Annotated in this window: 13 protein-coding genes; 1 reads left to right on the forward strand and 12 read right to left on the reverse strand. The window is 62.9% G+C overall.

Annotation, left to right across the window (positions count from 1 at the left end; genetic code table 11):
* Window positions 1-10: 10 nt before the first annotated feature.
* The 6 genes from ACUY1T_RS02565 to ACUY1T_RS02590 are packed head-to-tail and all read right to left on the reverse strand — an operon-like array spanning window position 11 to window position 5,655.
* The gene (locus tag ACUY1T_RS02565) at window positions 11-634 is read right to left on the reverse strand and encodes a hypothetical protein (protein WP_446020147.1); all 624 of its coding nucleotides are present in this window, start codon (window positions 632-634) and stop codon (window positions 11-13) included.
* Between the two features lie 11 nt (window positions 635-645).
* Window positions 646-1,278 carry a hypothetical protein gene (locus ACUY1T_RS02570; RefSeq protein ID WP_446020148.1) on the reverse strand — a complete coding sequence of 211 codons (633 nt, stop codon included), beginning with the start codon at window positions 1,276-1,278 and terminating at the stop codon, window positions 646-648.
* On the reverse strand, window positions 1,278-1,904 hold the full coding sequence (locus ACUY1T_RS02575) for a hypothetical protein (RefSeq protein ID WP_446020149.1): 627 nt from the start codon (window positions 1,902-1,904) through the stop codon (window positions 1,278-1,280). The genes ACUY1T_RS02570 and ACUY1T_RS02575 overlap by 1 nt, the downstream gene beginning before the upstream one ends.
* 1 nt (window position 1,905) lies before the next feature.
* On the reverse strand, window positions 1,906-3,270 hold the full coding sequence (locus ACUY1T_RS02580; RefSeq protein WP_446020150.1) for a DUF4123 domain-containing protein: 1,365 nt from the start codon (window positions 3,268-3,270) through the stop codon (window positions 1,906-1,908).
* Entirely contained in the window at window positions 3,267-3,527 is a 261-nt protein-coding gene (locus ACUY1T_RS02585; RefSeq protein WP_446020151.1) for a PAAR domain-containing protein, read from the reverse strand. The genes ACUY1T_RS02580 and ACUY1T_RS02585 overlap by 4 nt, the downstream gene beginning before the upstream one ends.
* A gap of 19 nt (window positions 3,528-3,546) precedes the next feature.
* Window positions 3,547-5,655, reverse strand: coding sequence for a type VI secretion system Vgr family protein (locus ACUY1T_RS02590; protein ID WP_446020152.1), 2,109 nt, complete (start codon window positions 5,653-5,655; stop codon window positions 3,547-3,549).
* A 350-nt stretch (window positions 5,656-6,005) separates the two neighbouring features.
* Here ACUY1T_RS02590 and ACUY1T_RS02595 point away from each other — a divergent pair, with 350 nt between their 5' ends.
* A complete protein-coding gene (locus ACUY1T_RS02595) occupies window positions 6,006-6,845 on the forward strand; it encodes a hypothetical protein (protein WP_446020153.1) in 840 nt (279 codons plus the stop codon).
* A 43-nt stretch (window positions 6,846-6,888) separates the two neighbouring features.
* Here ACUY1T_RS02595 and ACUY1T_RS02600 read toward each other — a convergent pair whose 3' ends face one another.
* The 6 genes from ACUY1T_RS02600 to ACUY1T_RS02625 form a co-directional block, all read right to left on the reverse strand.
* Window positions 6,889-7,434, reverse strand: a complete 546-nt coding sequence (locus ACUY1T_RS02600) for a L,D-transpeptidase family protein (RefSeq protein WP_446020154.1) — start codon at window positions 7,432-7,434, stop codon at window positions 6,889-6,891.
* A 68-nt stretch (window positions 7,435-7,502) separates the two neighbouring features.
* A complete protein-coding gene (locus tag ACUY1T_RS02605; RefSeq protein WP_446020155.1) occupies window positions 7,503-8,345 on the reverse strand; it encodes a Wadjet anti-phage system protein JetD domain-containing protein in 843 nt (280 codons plus the stop codon).
* A 267-nt stretch (window positions 8,346-8,612) separates the two neighbouring features.
* Window positions 8,613-13,529: a hypothetical protein gene (locus ACUY1T_RS02610; protein ID WP_446020156.1), complete on the reverse strand. Its 4,917-nt coding sequence runs from the start codon at window positions 13,527-13,529 to the stop codon at window positions 8,613-8,615.
* Window positions 13,526-14,362: a hypothetical protein gene (locus tag ACUY1T_RS02615; protein WP_263583669.1), complete on the reverse strand. Its 837-nt coding sequence runs from the start codon at window positions 14,360-14,362 to the stop codon at window positions 13,526-13,528. The genes ACUY1T_RS02610 and ACUY1T_RS02615 overlap by 4 nt, the downstream gene beginning before the upstream one ends.
* Window positions 14,359-15,771, reverse strand: a complete 1,413-nt coding sequence (locus tag ACUY1T_RS02620) for a hypothetical protein (protein WP_446020157.1) — start codon at window positions 15,769-15,771, stop codon at window positions 14,359-14,361. The genes ACUY1T_RS02615 and ACUY1T_RS02620 overlap by 4 nt, the downstream gene beginning before the upstream one ends.
* Window positions 15,772-15,867: 96 nt before the next feature.
* On the reverse strand, window positions 15,868-16,449 hold the full coding sequence (locus tag ACUY1T_RS02625) for an endonuclease dU (RefSeq protein WP_446020158.1): 582 nt from the start codon (window positions 16,447-16,449) through the stop codon (window positions 15,868-15,870).
* Window positions 16,450-16,474 lie beyond the last annotated feature (25 nt).

Raw genomic sequence — 16,474 nt, forward strand, 5'->3', positions numbered from 1 at the left:
AGTAATATATTCAAGCCTGAGGATCAGGAGCAAAGACTCGGTTTACCCGATCCATTGCCGGCCCCTCCCGGAGGAATAGCTCCAAGGCCTGGATGGCAAGCGGTTCCGTACGTTCAGAGATTTCCGAGGTCAAGATCAGACGTTCGATCGACACTTCAACTCCCCCATCTGGATAGCTAGGATCATGGTGAAAGTAAATCGCATTTTCGACCCAAGCAAGGAATTCTTCATACATTAACCGAGCATCTTTTTCTGCCTCATCCCACGTTAGGCCACGTTTTTCTGCTTCGCTTGGATGATAATCAAAGTCTTTGGAAAACTGCTCCACTTCCTCGTCTGTATACCCGCCATTATCGACCATATACTGATGAACAAATCCTTCGAAGCTGCCCGTATGAAGAATGATCTCTTTCTTATCCGCCGCATTCCTTATCCAAAAGACAAGCCCAGAAATCTGATCATCCTTCACATCAACAGGGCGCATCACAGGAACCCATTCGCCTTCGCTGTAGTGAGGAAGCGATCTCAGAAGAAGCAGCCAGTACTTTTGAGCAGATACGTAACACCCCGTATCAATAAAATATTTATCAAACGAACCTCCACCAGCCTTCAATTGCTTTATTATATTTTCCATTATAAAACACCCTAAGCTTGCGGGTCCGGAGAAAACACACTATTTACGCGCTCCATAGCAGGACCATTCTGCAAAAACAACTCTAAAGCCTGGATAGCAAGCGGTTCCGCGCGCTCGGAAATTTCTGAGGTTAAGACAAGGCGCTCAACCTCTACTTCATATCCTCGTTCAGAATATGTCATATCAGATTGCCAGTGAGTCGCCTTCTCCACCCACGTCGTTAAGGGTGACTTCCTTGCATCCTCCTGAGCTTGAAGAAAAGCCTCCTTATAGGTGATGCCATTCAAAAATTCCCGGTCCAACTCAAACTCTTGACCAAACATTTTTTTCTGCGCAGCGTACTCTTCATCAGAAATCCCCTGATTTTCTCTGAAGAGCATGTTGGCCTCTCCCAAAATACTAGCCGTGTTAAGCATCAACTCCTTTCTTTTTTCCAGGGCGATAATATAGCACACACGCCCAACATACATTTCATCACGAACATCCACTTGAGACAGCTTAGACACCCACTCTCTATCGTCAAATCCTTTGGCACTTCTTAAAACACTCAGCCAATACGACTGAGCATGAATATACTGATCCGAATTATCAAAATAATTGTCAAACGGAAATCCGGGAATGGTTTTGTAGCGATCAATGTTCATTAATAATCTCCAAAGGCTCGGCCGGCATGCACCTCCATGTCAATGCGCGGCGCATTTCGAGAAACTCCTCTCTTGAAGTTTCTGACAGCCTGTCCACGCGCATCTATCGACCAACCACCGCTCTGCATGGGCGTAAACCCAATAGGTGGAGAAGATTCTATATACTGACTCATCCTTGAAAAGGCCGGCCCACGGTAACCAGCAGATTCATAGGAGATTGCCGCAGTTTGAGGAAGTAGATTAGCTGACAGCGCACTCAACCCTTCCGGCCTCAGTGGTGGAATGCAATCCCGATTCCATGGCCAGGATAGCTCCAATGGATGAGGGTCGATACGTGGCGCATAGCCCTGTACTTGCAGCCTCCCACGATGAGGGCCATCACATGGTCTTGTCGTGGTAGTCGTACCAGCAACAGGCACTGACTCGCTTTGCTCTTCTGCATCATTGCCTGAAAACAAATTCACGATACTATCAATAGCATTACCGGCACCGTCGGCCACAGCCTCCCCCAAGGAAGCCGTGGTGCGCTGCCCCGCCGGAGTCATTAAATAGGCGGCACCAGCCAGCAAGGCCGCTCCCGCAATATAAACACCTGCTGCTGGTGCTGCTGCTACCGGTGCAGCCATATCATGCCCCCTTTTCCATATGATAGATCAGCGTTTCCAAGTACCACTCACGAGCAAGGGCGATCCGCTGCTCTACAGGTACGAGTCGCTCATTGAGGAGCGGCGCTGCCAATAACTCCTGCGCCGCCGGACCGAGAAGTAGCACAAGAAGAGAGAGTTCGAAGCATCCCCCAAAGGCGACAGGTGCCCCACCGGAGCGCTCGCGAATGTAGCGCAGCATGCTTGGTACGGTATCACTAACACGTTGGCGCACCTCTTGGTCGGTGTGTGGCAACGCGCTGAGCAGCTTTTTCTCGACCCCCGCAATGAACCGCCTTTCTATGAGGCGTTGGAAGGCCTCTAAATAGGCCGCCTTCAAGGTAAAAGGCTGCTTCTCGACGAAAGCCTCGAGCTCCAGCTCCGGATTGAGATGGGCATGAATGACCTCACTCTCACGAGGGTAGATCAGATGAGTATCCCGGAGTAGCTGATAGGCATCGCCTCGCTCCAGCACCGGCAGTAGCGTGTCCAGGGTTTCGGGATGCCAGTAGCGCAGGAAGAGTTGGCGCGTCTCCCCTTCCACCGGCACCTTCAGGTGCGCTTGGCAATGCCGCCAGGTCGCATTGAAAGAGGCCGTGGTGCGAATCACGATGCCGGTCTCCTGCGCCCAGTGGCGTGCGAATAGGTCCTTGTGGAAACGAGGTACGAGGTCCGCATCGCCATCGGCGGCGTCCGGCAACGTCAAGTCAATCAGGTAGGGGGCGGAAGCCTTTTGCGCCTCGCTGCCTTCGCCTTCGAACAGACACTTGACCGGGACGTCGACGGCTTCCAGGTCGAAGGTACCGACGATGTTCTTGCGCAGCGCCGCGTCGACCAGGAAGTAGGTGTTGAGGGGCGCCTCCAGACCATCGGGCTGGCCGAACAATAGCTCTTGGAGTTCCGGGGCGATCCACGCTCTCTCCCAGAACGGCACGTCCGACTGATCCGGCAGAGTGGGTATCTCATGACGAGTAATGACCAGCGGTTCGACCGTGGGCAACGGTCGGCCATCTTCGCCAGTACGGGTCATGGCACCCAGTTCGATGCGATGCTCGGCATTCACGCGCGGCGACAGCGACTCGACTTCCGCGTGATAGCCGTGCCGTGTCATCCACGCGATGATCGGCAGAATGTCTTCAGCCCAGGTGAAAGCGTAACCTTGGGCTTCGAGGTGGCGTGTGACGGTATCGAGGAAACCGGCCTGAGAGTCCGTCCACACGGCGGCAAAGCAGGCGTAATCCTTGAAGCGAGATTCGACGAAAGGATCGTCCTTTGGCCGCCCCAGCCACTCGCGGAAGTAGCAGCGCCCTATCCAGGGGCCAAACTCGCAGGGGCCATGCTCGCTCATGGCATTACCTTGGCCGTGGGCGAGCCGCTGACGATGCTGCCACCGCAGCTGATCTTGCAGCCAAGATAAGCGATGGCGCGGCCGTTATCAGTGGCCTGGGACGAGCCTTGAACGATGGTCCCGCCACAGGAGCATGGGTCGCCCAGCCGGGCGACCGGTCGGCCATCGACCCGGCTCTGCCCGCCCTGTACGATTTCTCCCTGGCCGTGCTGAGGGCAGACCACCTTGTCACCGAGACGCGCAATGGGCTGTGCCATCCTGGCTCTCCTAATCAGCCTATGTCTTCAGCTTTTCGCACTCTTCGCAAAGCGGCAGCGCTTCATTGGCCGCTCCCGAGAGCGTCGGCACGCTGGAAGAACCGGAGCCTCCGGTGGTGAGATTACCCTTGATGCGCACGTTGGGCGCTTCGAGGGTAATACCGGAGGCATCCAGGGTGATCTTGCCGCCTGGGCCGCGTATTTCGAAGCGCTCGAAGGCCATGAGCTTGTGGTGGCGCGTGTTGTTGGTAATGGAGTCGGTGACTTCCAATACGTATTGTCCCTGCACCCTTTCATTGACGTTGCGGCCGACGTTCACCAAATGATCGGCGTGAATGTCCTGCTTCAGGGTGTTGCCAATCTTTTGGAGCACATCTTTGCCATAGCGCTCTTTCTGGCTCTGGCCAACGCTGTAGTAGACGTCCCGCCCAACATCTTTCTTGACGTCTTGAGCGATGCTTTCCGTGTGATCGCGACCTACACGGGAACTCTTGTCCTGGCCGATGTTTTCGGACTGGTCCACGCCCACCGATTTGCTACGGTTATTGCCGATGCTGTGCGTTTCGTCGTTCTGGATAACAGTATTGTGGTCCCGCTGAGCATGCAGGTAGATCTCTTCACGCTCTTTTTCGTCTTCAAACCTAAGTTCATTGAAGCCAACGCCCTTGTGGGTCTGAGTACGGATCGTGGTGCGGGTCTTGTGCTGCGGCAACGGATAGGGCGTGAGATTCTGCGCATCGTAGACGCGACCGGTAATCAGCGGCTGGTCGGGGTCGGCCTCCAGCCAATCGACGACGACGGAGTGCCCTATGCGGGGTAGCGCCAGCATCCCATAGCTACCACCCGCCCAGCCTTGAGAAACGCGGACCCAGGCACTGGCTTGCTCATCCGGTGTGCCGTCACGATCCCAATGGAAGCGCAGCTTCACTCGTCCATACTCGTCTGTGTAGATTTCTTCCGACTTGGGACCCACTACCGTGGCAATCTGCGGCCCTTCGACACGCGGTTTGGGGTTGGGAGCAGGCCGCCAGGCCCGGTCGCCGGGAATCAGGATCAGGTCGTTCTCGTAATGGGTAGCATCAGCCATACCGGAGCGGTCGGCATTGGTGATGCCCACCGACTCCTCGGCCACGGCTTGAGGCTGGGTGCCCGTGTGCACGACACCAACGACTTGCCAATCGCAGTTGAACTCGTTGATATCGTGGGCATCGAGCTTGAAGCGTGTCCCTGGGCATAGCTCGGGAAGATCGCTTTCCGCCTTGGCCAAGTAGGCTTCGTTGCGCAGGTGTTCCAGGCGGATACGGGTATAGGGGACGCCTGATGCATCCCGCTTGAAGCGCCCGGGATAATCGTAATATTCGTAGCCATCCCGCTGGCCATGGGCGGACAGCTTCGGGTCATCGTAGCGATGGATCTGTTCATAGCCAGGCTGCTTGAAGGTCAGGTCTTCCAGGGTTGCACTCGATGGTTTGATTTGAGAGGCCTGGATCAGCTTGCGGAGATGGCGCTGGGGGGCATTTCCTCCTGAACGCGCATGATAGGTGCGCTCTCCCAGCTGGGCGAGCAACTGAGGATCGTCACAGAAGACTACCCGGTGGATGTCTCCTTCCATCTCGTGAAAGTACACCGCGCCTTCTTCAGCTGCCAGGCGTTCGATGAAGCTCAGCGAATCCTCGCGATATTGCACGCAAAACTCTCGCTCCTGCCAGTCGCGAGTCAGCGCGAAGGCAACTTCCTGTATACCACTCTCCTCACACAGCGTCTGAATGATCTGCTGGGGCGTGACATGCTGGAAAATGCGACAGTTTTGCTGCAGGAACAACCGCCATAACGCAGGACGAATCGTGGCTTCGTAGTAGGTGCGCCGATGGCCCCGGTCGCCACGGTGGAAAGCCGCCACGATACCGTTGATACGGCGCAATTCCTGACCGTCCTGATAGATACGCAGGCTGGCATTGCGATCCAGCCAGTCGAGAGGCGACAGGTCGCCGTGCCGGCTGGCGAACTTGACCTCCAGGCAAAAGGGCCTCGAGAGGTGTTCGTGGTGCTTGAAGGAGGTGACGGCCAAGTCCAGCTCATCGCCCCCCAACAAATGAAGGGTGAACTGCAACCCCGTGGCGTCCGCCATACGTCAGCCTCCCTGCGGCAGAGTATTGTTCTTGAAAAAGAGGTCTCAACGATAGCGAAGCCCAATCGGCAACTCAACGCGGCATGCGTAAGCCAACTCCCCGACTATTTGTAAGCCATATCTCACACTCCATCAGAACCTTCCCATCCAACCCCACTTATCTTAAATATACTTCTGTGTTGCCCCCATAGAGTGAAATTGGTTCAATGAACATCATGAACGACCCATCCTCTTTACTCACTCTCCCTGCCGCGGCTTTCCTTCCAGCGGAACGGGCCAAGGCCGTCAGTGCTTCCGACTACGCCTTGAGGCGCGAAGAACCCAAGGGACACCGTCTAGGAGGGTGGTGCGTGGACATCCGGCGCCACACACATCGCATCAATCGATTGTTCAAGGATCAAGTGTATGGCTCAGCTGATGCCGCCGAAGCCATGGCGCGTGCCTATCGGGATGCAATCACTGCCGCATTCCCCCCGACCATCAACCGGGAGAAGGCCACCCGACTACGCAAGAACAACAAGAGCGGCATTTCGGGAGTGTACCGCACGGATACCGGCGCCGCCGGTGAGTGGCATGTCTACTTGTGCACCCAAGGACGCTTGAAGCGTCGCCGTTTCTCGGTTCGGAAGTACGGCGAAGAGGGAGCCAAGGTGGAAGCCCTGGCCCTTCGTGAGAAATGGCTGTCCGAATTGCCAGCCAAGTTCCTGACCTTTCATGATTACGCCGACACCGTGTCGCGGCAGCTCCACCCCGAGTTACTTGATGAAGTTCCCGATGTGCTACCGCATGCCCCTCCTTTATCCGACGAGGAAATCAAGGCAAAACTCGCCGAGATCAATGCGCGCTTCGACGCCCTCCGCCCTCCAAAGCTAAAAGTGCGGGTCCGTCGCTACGGGCCTGAGTCCGATAGTTATGCCGTCTATGTTTCCGATGCCGGCTACCCAGCGCGACGTAAGCTGACTACGGCTTATCAGGGAAAGCAGTCGTTAGAAGCAATGCTCACCAAAGCACGGAAAAAGATCACCACACGAATCGACCAGCTTTATTCACCTGCTGTCACCGAATGGTTCATGCATGAGCACGGCAACGCCCTGCTTGACCCTGCCCATTTCGATCCGGCTGAGGGCTTCCTCATCTCCGTCTGGGTGCCACCGGAATTGGTCAAGCACCCGTCGCCAGGCGAGAGTTAGAAGTCGAACCAAGTGCGCTTGCAGTTGCCCCCAGCTGGGCACTTTACTTGATGGTTATCGGAGTACCATTGGGAACAAGAGACCAAATTTCACGCATTTCCTGATTGGTAACGGCTATGCAGCCATCCGTCCAATCCCAAGATCGATGCAGTCTTCCAAGCCAGCCCCAGCCGTTCAGTATGCCGTGGATCATGATGTTGCCTCCGGGATCGACACCAAGCTCACGCGCTACCGCTCGGTCATCTTCATTGGGATAGGAGACATGCAGTGAGAGGTGTCCAATCGAGCGTGGGTTGCGCCAGTCGATGATGTATTCGCCTTCTGGCGTGCGTTGATCGCCCTCTTGCTGCTTGTGTCCTTCCGGGCTACCGCCAAGCGCAATGCGGTATTCCGCTATGACCTCGCCTTCTCGCAGCAACCGCATGACACGCTCAGACTTGATGACCTGGACAGCGTCCGCACGCTGGCTGGGTGGTGCCATCTCAGGCACGGTTGGCGGGAAAAACCGCGGCGCTGCCTTGCCATACAGGCTGAAGCCAAAGAATAGGACGGCGAGTAGGCCGCCGACATACAGCAAGGTGCGCAGCATTATATTTCCCTATATTAAGCAGAACCCGGCTCACCATGTTGCCAGACGGCACAAGGAACGCCATCCGTTCACTGTAAAATGCGCTCCATGAACCCACTCTGAACAGACGGATCGAGCGCTCTACCTGCCAACTTCTGAACCTGGTCATCGGCCAGCCACTCCTGGTCGAGCCCGCGCTGCCAATTGCCGGCAGCTCGCTGCCCTGCCTTGCCGCTTAGTGCATCGAGAGGATGACCTGTGCCTGACTCGAAGGCAGCGAGCATGGGACCGAACAGGGCGGAAAGTGCTAGCGCGGGCAGGAAGTGGTTCAACCTCTTGTAGATGCGCAGCCCTTCGGGGTCGAGATCACCCCAGTAGGTGGAGCTGGGTAGAGCCAGTAGGTCCGGCAGGGGGACGCCGGCTGCACCCTGGCCGACCAGGCGCACCCGGTCTCCACTTTCCAAGGCGTTGGCCAGCGAGAGGCCATAGCCGAACGTGCAGATCAAGGCCAGGCGCTTGTCACACCCCACACGGCAGGCCTGACTGAAACTCTGCGCGTTCTCGATCAGCAAGAGCCCCTCGGGCTGTTCGGGCACGCTGGCCAGCAGCCAGGTCTCGGCGGGTTGGAAGCGGGTCGGCTCGATATCGAACGCGCGCACCAGCTCGGTGGGCAGCGCCTCAAGCAGCTTGCTGCTTCCCAGCAGATAGCGCGCACTGGCCACGTAAGGGCTCAGTTGGTAGACCCCCGGCAGATCGTTGGCCAACCGCCTGAGGCCCTCGGCCAGTGCCAGTTGGTCCTCGATGCTCCATTCACGCAGCTGAGATTCTAATGCTCGCCTCCAGGCCTGTTCCTGCGCAGCGCTCAAGCCAAGCCGATTATCGACATCAGGCAGATCGGCCTTGAGCTGCTCTATACGAGCCTCAGCGAGCAATATCGTGGCGTTCCATCGTTGATGCGGGGAAATTCTTCCGCCCTGTCTCAGTGAGATAGCACCTGCATCCAGCAGTTTTTCAAGAACCTCCCAAGCCTGATGCTCCGTCTCGCAGATTCCCTTCCGCTTGAGGGATCTGACAAGGGGTTCGGCTTGCCAGCCTTTCCCCTTACTACCATTCGCATAGACTCGCTGCCACTCTCTCTCTAGCTGGGCCAGGACTTTCCTGGCCGCCTCGTTGAGCATCAGAGTGGCATCGCGCATCGCTTACTCCTGGGTCACCGGCTCGCTGACGTGAATGCCGAACAGGCTGGCCTCGCCGGCGCTGCGGCCGAGCGATTCCGGCGCAGCGATGCGCCCGTCGCGCACCATCACGTGGCCGCCCTGCCCCTGGGCGCCGCCGATCACGCTGCCCACCAGGTAGGTGGGGAAGATATCGGGGTCGTTCTCGTAGTTGGGGTTGTGGATCAGGCCGATCATCTGGAAGCGCCCACGGGTGTTGCGCAGCGACTCCAGTGAGTCCTGGATCAGGCGGCGATGCGAGAGCTTGGAGAACAGGCCGTCGAGCAGGATCACGCTCTCGCGGCTGGTGCGTGCACGGCGACGATGATGCCCCGGCAGTTCGCGCAGCTCGCGTTCGATGGCAAACTCCGAGAGCTTGACCAGCCACATCAGCGACACCGCCTCGCGCTGCCCTTCCGACATCTCCTCGTTGAGCGAGAACAGCCGCCCATGCGGGCGAATGGCGTCGTGCTTGAGGCGGATCGCCACATCGTGGAACAGGCCGCGATAGATGCGCCGGCGAATCTGGCGCAGCAGGTCGTCGTCGCGCCTGCGCGCCTCGCCGTCGATCATGCCGCCGTCACGCTCGGCGCGGCGGCGCATGGCCGCCTGGTGCTCGTCGATGTCGGCCAGCAGCGTGGCGATCAGGTCGCGCAACTGGTCGGGGCCGATCAGCGAGGCCTTGACCTCGAAGAAGGCGCCGCCTTCGCCGCTGCTCTTGGCCACGCGCTTGAGGATGTCGAGATTGCCGGCGGCGTCCGAGATGATCGAACTGAGACGCTCCACCAGGGTGCCCTCGATCTGCTCGCGGGAGGCATGCAGCCGCTCGACCCGCACGCGATGCTCGTCGAGCTGGCCGGCGAGCTGGTCGTGCAGCCGCGAGAGGTCGTCCAGGGCCTCGGCGCTGGCGTGCGTCAGGCCTGCCAATCGAGCACGCTCGGTGTCGCTGAACAGCCGACTGTGCGCCGCCTCGGCGAGTGCCTCGGCCAGCTTGCGCTCGCCGGCCTCGACCTGGCGCGCCTGACGCTCGCGGTTGCGCGCCCGCTCGCCCAGGTTGAGCTCGCCCAAGGCATCGACCAGGGTCTGCTGGCAGGTTTCCAGAGCTTCGATGTCGAGCTCACCCTGTTCGTTCCTCCCACCGACCATGGCACGCCAGGCGTCAAGCGCTTCATTGCGCACCTCGAGCTCAGCCGTGTCGCCGGGCCAGCAGCTGGCCTCATCGAGATCGACCAGCGCCGCCAGGCGTCGCGGCCAGCCCTCGGGCAGCTCGCGCAGTACCCGCAGCCACTCCACGGCCAGTTGGTCGACGCAGGCCAGCGCGCGGCGCTGCTCGGCCAGGCGCGCCTCCAGCACATCCCGCTCTGCCGAAAGCGTCTTGCGCTTGTCGCGCAGCTCACCCAGTTCACGCTTGACCCGGGCGATCTCGCGCTCGAGCTTCTGGCTGCCTCCGCCGGCGTCGCGCACTTCCAGATAGGCGCGAATACGCGTGAAATCGAAGTCGGCGCGCCGGGTCGCCCGCGACTGCGACGCTTCCAGTTCGGCCTGCACCTCACCTGCGCTGGCCATGAAGTCGACGCCTCCATCGGCCTCGAAGCGCGCCAGGGCACGCAGCCGATCGCGCTCACCGTCGCTGAAGATGCCGCGCAGTTGGGCCTCGGTCTCGACGACTTTCCGTGCAAGCGCCTCTTTCTCTTCCTCCGCGCTGGCCAGCCTGGCCGCGGCCTCGGCCAGGTGACGCTCGAGTTCGGCGAGGCGCGTCTCCAACGCCTGGAGCCGCTCGACACCGCCGGCGTCGCTGAACTGCTCGGCGGCAAGCCAGGTCGGCCCGTGCGCCTCCAGCTCGCGGGCGGCCCGCTCGCGCTGGGGCGTAAGCTCGGCCAGTGCCGTCTCGGCCTCGAGCCGCGCCTCGGCGGCTTCCTGCTGGGCGATCTCGCCGCCCTCCTGCAGGTAGCGCTGATAGTCGTCGATACAGGCCAGCGCGGTGTCGCTCAGCCGCGGGGCCAGCTCGGCCTCACGTTCGGCCAGCGCCACTAGTTGCTCAGCCACTGCCTCCAGCGCCACCTCGACCTCCGCTTCGTCGGCTTCGCGGGCACGCAGCGCCAAGGCGAATGTCTCACCATGGGGATCGAGCCGCTCGCACTCGATGGCCAGCGCCTTCTGCCGCTCGCGGTCGGCGGCCAGCCGCTTCTCGGTGGCCTCGCGCAGCGCCTCGAGATAGCTCGGGTCCAGCGCGGCTTTCACCGCCAGGGTTTCCACCCCGGCCACGGCGCCCAGCGGCGGCTCGCCCCGGGCCAGCAAGCCGGCAAGCGCCTCAGCCTCGAACACCGGTACCGCCAGGCCTGCCTCTATCAGCGCGGCGGCGGCGGACTCAGCCGCCTCGCGCCCGGCCACCACCGGCGCGAACAGCACACCGGCGGCCTGCACCAGCCATTCGCGGCGCTGCTCGGGGGTATGCGTCTCGACGTTGAGTACCGCATGCAGCGGCTGCCAGGCGATGCCGGTATCGTCCAGGTGGCGATGGGCCTCGGCCTCCACCACGCGCCGCTCCAGCGGGTCGCCGGAGAGGCTCTCCAGGTAGCGTTCGCGGGCGGCGATATCGGCTTCCAGCGTCTCCGCTTCCCGCAACAGCCGCGGGTAGCGGCGCCGGGCATCGGTGAGCCACTTCTCGGGCGCCAGCTCGCTGCGCTCGGCGAAGTCGAGCCGCGCCCGGTGCAGCGTGCGCAGGCGGCTCTCTTCCTCCGTCAGCCGCTGGCGCTCGTCGGCCAGTTCGCGTTCGCGCTCGCGCAGTCGTGCGCGCAGATGCACCGGTTCGTCGTCGCCGTGCAGCTCGCCATAGCGGCGTGCCGCTTCGGCCAGCGGTGCCAGCCGTGCCAGGATGCGCTCGGCATCCTGGCGGCGCTGTTCGGCCTCGCGCGAGTTCGTCTCCAGCTCGGCCAGCGCCGTCTTGCGCCGCGACCAGAAGCCGCCGACTTCCTCGCCCGGCCAACCCTCGACGAAGGCGCGCCATGGCGCCTGGCCACGGGCCAGCAGGCCCTGTTCGCCGGTCAGACGTTCGCGCTCGCCGTTGAGTCGCTCACGCTCTGCGCGCGCGGTCTCGAAGGCGGTGGCCACCTCGTCGCGACGAAGCGTCAGCTCATCGAGCGCCTCGGCCAGCTCGGCCTCACGATCGAGTTTCTCCTCCAGCCGCTCGGCCGGTGCCGTGCCGGGGCACTCACGGCGGAAAGCATCGTGCCAGGCGGCGACCTGCTTGAGCTCGCCGACGCGGCCCAGGTGCGCGTTGAGGGCGCGGCGAGCGTCGGCGGCCTCGGCCTTGGCCGCCTCGGCGCTGGCCTCCGGGGTTTCCAGCTCGGCTTCACTGAACAGCCCCTCGGAGAGGGCCTGGGTGTAGAAACTCTGGTTGTCGACGAAGTCGCGCTGCTGGGATTCGAGCCGCTCGCGCTCCTGCTCCATATCGTCGCGGCGCTCGTCGAGGGCCGTCAGGTCGCGGGTCAGTTCCTCGAGATAGACGCCGTCGCCGATCACCTCCTCGCGGAAGCGGTTGCCGTCGGCCGCCTCGAAGGCGTCGGCCCCCTCGTCCAGGGCGGAAAGTGCCCGGTCGCGAGCCGCATCGTCGGCCAGGGCGTGGCTTTCGGCTAGCCACTCGCGGGCGGCCTTGAAGCTGACGTGACCCACATCGCGGTTGAGCGGCCATGCCGCCTCGGGCAGGTGGATCAGGCGCCGATGCACGTCGACCCGGGCGCCGCGCTCGGAGAGCGCCTGGCGCACCGCCCGCTCGGAGAGGCCGGAGAGGGTGGCCAGTAATGAGGTGGAGACCCGGGGGCGCGACGTATCGCCGGCGATCCAGGCAAAGCCATCCAACGGGGCGGCCCCGCGCTCTTCGGCGTCATCCTCGGCGTCCCCCTCAGAAGCGGCGCGGGGCAGCCCGGGCAGGCCCAGCAGCGCCTGGCCACCCAGCAGTGCTTCGCTGGCTGCCAGCCCCTGGTCGAGTTCCTCCAGGCGAGAACGCGCATCGCGCAGGGTCTCGCCCTGCTCGCGCAGCTCGGCCAGCCGCACCACCTTGTCACTGGCGCGGCGCTGGTCGCTCTCGGCCTCCTCCAGGCGATGGCGCAACTCGGTGATGTTGGTGCCGGAGTTGAGGATGACCTCCTCGATCAGTTCCTCGCTCTCGTCGGTCTCGCCGCGGGTAGCGCCGGAGAGGATCTCGGGCGCCAGCACCTCGAAGAAGAAGGCCTGGTCGGCCTTCTCGCCGGCGCGAGGCTTGATGGCGTTGAAGATCTGGCTCTTGTCGGCGCCGCCCTCCTTCTGGAAGGCCGCGAGCTGGGCCAGCTCACGGCGTGACACGTGGGCGCCCACCGCCTCGAGCCACTCCTCGCGGTTGTGGGTCAGGCGCACCCCGCGCTCGGCCATGACGGCCTTGACGTCGCGGTTGGCATACAGCGCCAGCTTGCCGTCGAGGGTGAGGTGATGCACCGGCACGTCCTCGAGACGTCCGCTGTAGTGGTAGAAGGAGAGCCCGCTGCCGTCGCTGTAGCCATAGAAGCCGAACACGAAGGTTTCGCCGGCCACTTCCTCTCCGGCCACCGCCAGCATGTCGTCCTGGCGCTCGAGCCCGCTGCGCGAACGGAACTCCACGCGCAGGTGGCTCCAGCTACGCCCTTCGCCGCCCACCGACGAGGGCGAGCACTTGCGACGGGTGCGCGAGAGCAGCGTGCGGTCGCGCGACAGCAGGCCGATCAACGCCTCGGCCAGCGTGGTCTTGCCGAAGCCGTTTTCCATGCTGATGGCGCTGGACTGGCCACGCAGGTCGAGCAGTACGTGGCGCATCTTGGCGTCCCAGGGCGAGGCGACGTCACCGTGCTTGTTGAGCAGGTTGGCAACCTCGATACGGTGGATCACGCTCATGCCTGGGTCTCCTCGCGCTCGTCGATGGGCGCTTCATCTTTCTCTTCGGCATGCCGGCTCGCCACGCGGCCCTGGGCCAGCGCATGCAGGTGGGCGAGCTGGTGGATGCCGATCTGCTCACTCTCCAGCGCCCCGAGCAGGGTCTGCTGCCAGACCTCGCCGCCGCCCTCTTCGCTGGCCGTTGCGGAATCGGCCTCGCGCAAACCTTCGAGCAGGCCGGCACGCACCTGCAGGTCGATGAAGGCGCGCACCCGGCGGCTGATGTCCTCGCCGCGCTCTTCGAGCAGTGCCCGGCTGGCCTCCGGCGCCTCCTCGCCCAGCGCACGCAATGACTCGAGCTGATCACGCATCAGCTCGACCAGCTCGGCCCCGGCGAAGGTGGCCTCCTGATAGCGACTGACGTCTGAGAGCGCGCGGTTGTAGCGTGTATAGAGCAGCGTGTGCATCAGCAGCCACAGCTGCAGGTACCACTGGGCTAGCTCGGCACGGCTCTCCTGACGCAACTTGAGCGCCTCGAACACCGGCTCACGGGTGTAGAGCGGCGGCTGCTCCAGCTCCGGGTCGGGCAGCAGCGCGTAGTAGCGCGAGCCCGGCGCGATACCCGGATAGTCGCCTGCCTCGAAGGCCTTGAGCCTCAGCCCTTGTCCGCCCAGGAAGTCGCGCAGCGCCTCGCGCTCGGCCTCGCTGGCGTCGTCGATCAAGGCGCAGACGTCACGCTCGGAGAGCTGGCCTTCGCGGGCAGCACGGCGCTTGCGCCCGCCGCCCGGGGTGCGTTCGGCGCTGCGATAGCGCAGCAGGTAGGCGACCACCTCGCCCATCTCGGTCATGTTCATACAAGTTCTTCCTTAAAAAAGCCGAGGGACGGGGTCACGACCCCTTCGATGCGACGGCCATCGTCGAGCCGGAGCTCGAACGGCGTGGCCTCGATACCCACCGTCAGCCCCGGGTCGAGCAGCTCGGTGTCGACGAAGGTGTTGAGCAACTGGGCCAGGCAGTCGCCCTCCTCGAAGCGGTGCCAGCCCTCGGCCAATGCCTCGGGCAACGACAGCGGCGCCTGCTGGATGCGCTTCCGCAGCGCCGGGCCGCGCGCCTCGAGGAAACGCGCCAGCAGCGGATCCTCGGGGGCGGCGTCTCCGGCTTCGTCGAACACCAGCGCCGAGGCACTGGCTTCGGCGCGGCGGCTCTCGAGCAGCGGCACCAGGGGTGCCAGGCGCGGAAAAGTGGCCTGTACGTGCAGTGGCATCATGCGCGCCACCACGGCATCGCGAAGCGCAGCCGCGGGCGGCGCTTCGAGCAGTTGGCGCGCCATGTCCTGGAAATCGACCACGCCCATGGCCTGGATGCGCCCCTCGGCGATGTCGGCAAGCAGCTCCGAGAGCCGCCGCGAAAGGTTCTCGATGGCGTTGAGTACCCGGCCGAGGGCGCTGGAGAGCACGCGCAGGTCCCACTCCTCCTCCTGCGCTTCGCGCCAGTTCTCGAAGCGCTCCATCAGCCGCGGGGTGGCGAGCTGGGCGCGGGCATCGAGCAGCGTCTGCTGGATGTTGGTCAGCGCGTTGTGATAGTGCCGCTCGTTGTCGAGCAGCGCAGCCAGCTTGCCCTCGCGGGTGGGGTTCTCGCGCACCCGGCGCAGCTCCTGGGTCAGGGCCCGAATCGCCAGCAGGATCTGGTTGGTGATGTCGGGAATGCGGGCAAAATCGCCCCGCGCCAGCGCGGCCAGCACCTTGGCGGCGTCGTACTCGGAATAGAGCAGGTCTTCGACCTGGCTGGCCAACGTCACCGCCTGGCGGCCGCTCGGCGTGAGCCGCACCTGGCCAGTCTGGCCCTGCTTCTCGACCAGCGCCGTACGCTTGGTGCTGCGCCGGGCGCGACTCTCCCCCATCACGCTCGCATCCGCGCTCGGGGTCGCCTGGCGCGCGGCCGGGGACGACTGCCGAAAGTGAATCTCGCTAGGCGTGGCCAGCAGGTTGATGACGAAGCTCAGGTCGTCATGCGGCAACTGCGGATAAATTTCGCGCAGGTGATTAAGGCAGCGGGTCTGCGAGACGAAGGCGCTGTTGGTGGCGAAGTCCTCGTCGAGCAGGTAGTCGAGCAGTAGGCAGCCAAGGTCGAGCCAGTAGCCGTCGCGCAGGCCGCGACGCTGCTCCTGGCTGACCTGCACGAAGGGCGAGCCGGGTTCATGGGCGCTATCGTGCAGGTCGATCAGCCGCGTCGTGGCGATCAGCAACTTGCTCCAGGCGGTCATGAGGTCTTCCCTGCGGGCGAAGAATAGAGGGGGCATTATGCCAAGCTCGGCCTCTCGGGTCATGGCACCAAGGCATTGGTTTCTTACACGCAGAGGCTACACGCGTCCGCTGCTCTCCCCCGTGGCCACCCCGCCGGCAATCAGGTGCGCCACGCGCAGCGGCTCGGGCACGCTGCCGTGGGGTGTGGTGGCGCGTATCGCGGCTGCCGCCTCCTCCGCGCTCAGCCCCACGCGCTGCACGTAGACACCTTCGAGCGGCTCCATCTCCCCCAGCCTCTCTACCAGTGACCACTTGCGCGCACCGCCGGGAATCCGTTCGAGCAATGCCCGGCGCATGGCCCCCCGGCGCGGTGCACGGCGCGCCACTACCAGCACCGGCAGGCCCAGCTCGGCGTGCAGGCGCGCTGCGTCCACCACGTTGAAACCGGCAAGTGCCACGCCCTGCAACATGATGAGCTGAAGATGCGCGGCGAAACGCGAGCTGCCGACGAGGCGAATCAACTCGCGGGTGCTGTTGACGCCATCCCGGCGTACCTTGCCGGAGAGCACGCCTTCCAGGCGCAGCCCGGAGAACACCGCGCCGACGATGGCCACGTCGCCGCGGTGCCCGCGCGGGAACGGACAATCGTCGAAGCCGACGATATGCGAGAATGTGCGCTCACGCCTGGTGGTTGCCATGGCCTCCGCCTCAAGTCGATAGAAT

The sequence above is a fragment of the Billgrantia sp. Q4P2 genome (assembly GCF_052806135.1).

Excerpts from the sequence above, each read along its gene's own strand:
- ACUY1T_RS02625 (WP_446020158.1), bottom strand. The coding sequence starts at position 16,449 with ATGGCAACCACCAGGCGTGAGCGCACATTCTCGCATATCGTCGGCTTC.
- ACUY1T_RS02615 (WP_263583669.1), bottom strand. The coding sequence starts at position 14,362 with ATGAACATGACCGAGATGGGCGAGGTGGTCGCCTACCTGCTGCGCTAT.
- ACUY1T_RS02620 (WP_446020157.1), bottom strand. The coding sequence starts at position 15,771 with ATGACCGCCTGGAGCAAGTTGCTGATCGCCACGACGCGGCTGATCGAC.
- ACUY1T_RS02590 (WP_446020152.1), bottom strand. The coding sequence starts at position 5,655 with ATGGCGGACGCCACGGGGTTGCAGTTCACCCTTCATTTGTTGGGGGGC.
- ACUY1T_RS02570 (WP_446020148.1), bottom strand. The coding sequence starts at position 1,278 with ATGAACATTGATCGCTACAAAACCATTCCCGGATTTCCGTTTGACAAT.
- ACUY1T_RS02600 (WP_446020154.1), bottom strand. The coding sequence starts at position 7,434 with ATGCTGCGCACCTTGCTGTATGTCGGCGGCCTACTCGCCGTCCTATTC.
- ACUY1T_RS02585 (WP_446020151.1), bottom strand. The coding sequence starts at position 3,527 with ATGGCACAGCCCATTGCGCGTCTCGGTGACAAGGTGGTCTGCCCTCAG.
- ACUY1T_RS02565 (WP_446020147.1), bottom strand. The coding sequence starts at position 634 with ATGGAAAATATAATAAAGCAATTGAAGGCTGGTGGAGGTTCGTTTGAT.
- ACUY1T_RS02575 (WP_446020149.1), bottom strand. The coding sequence starts at position 1,904 with ATGGCTGCACCGGTAGCAGCAGCACCAGCAGCAGGTGTTTATATTGCG.
- ACUY1T_RS02610 (WP_446020156.1), bottom strand. The coding sequence starts at position 13,529 with ATGAGCGTGATCCACCGTATCGAGGTTGCCAACCTGCTCAACAAGCAC.
- ACUY1T_RS02580 (WP_446020150.1), bottom strand. The coding sequence starts at position 3,270 with ATGAGCGAGCATGGCCCCTGCGAGTTTGGCCCCTGGATAGGGCGCTGC.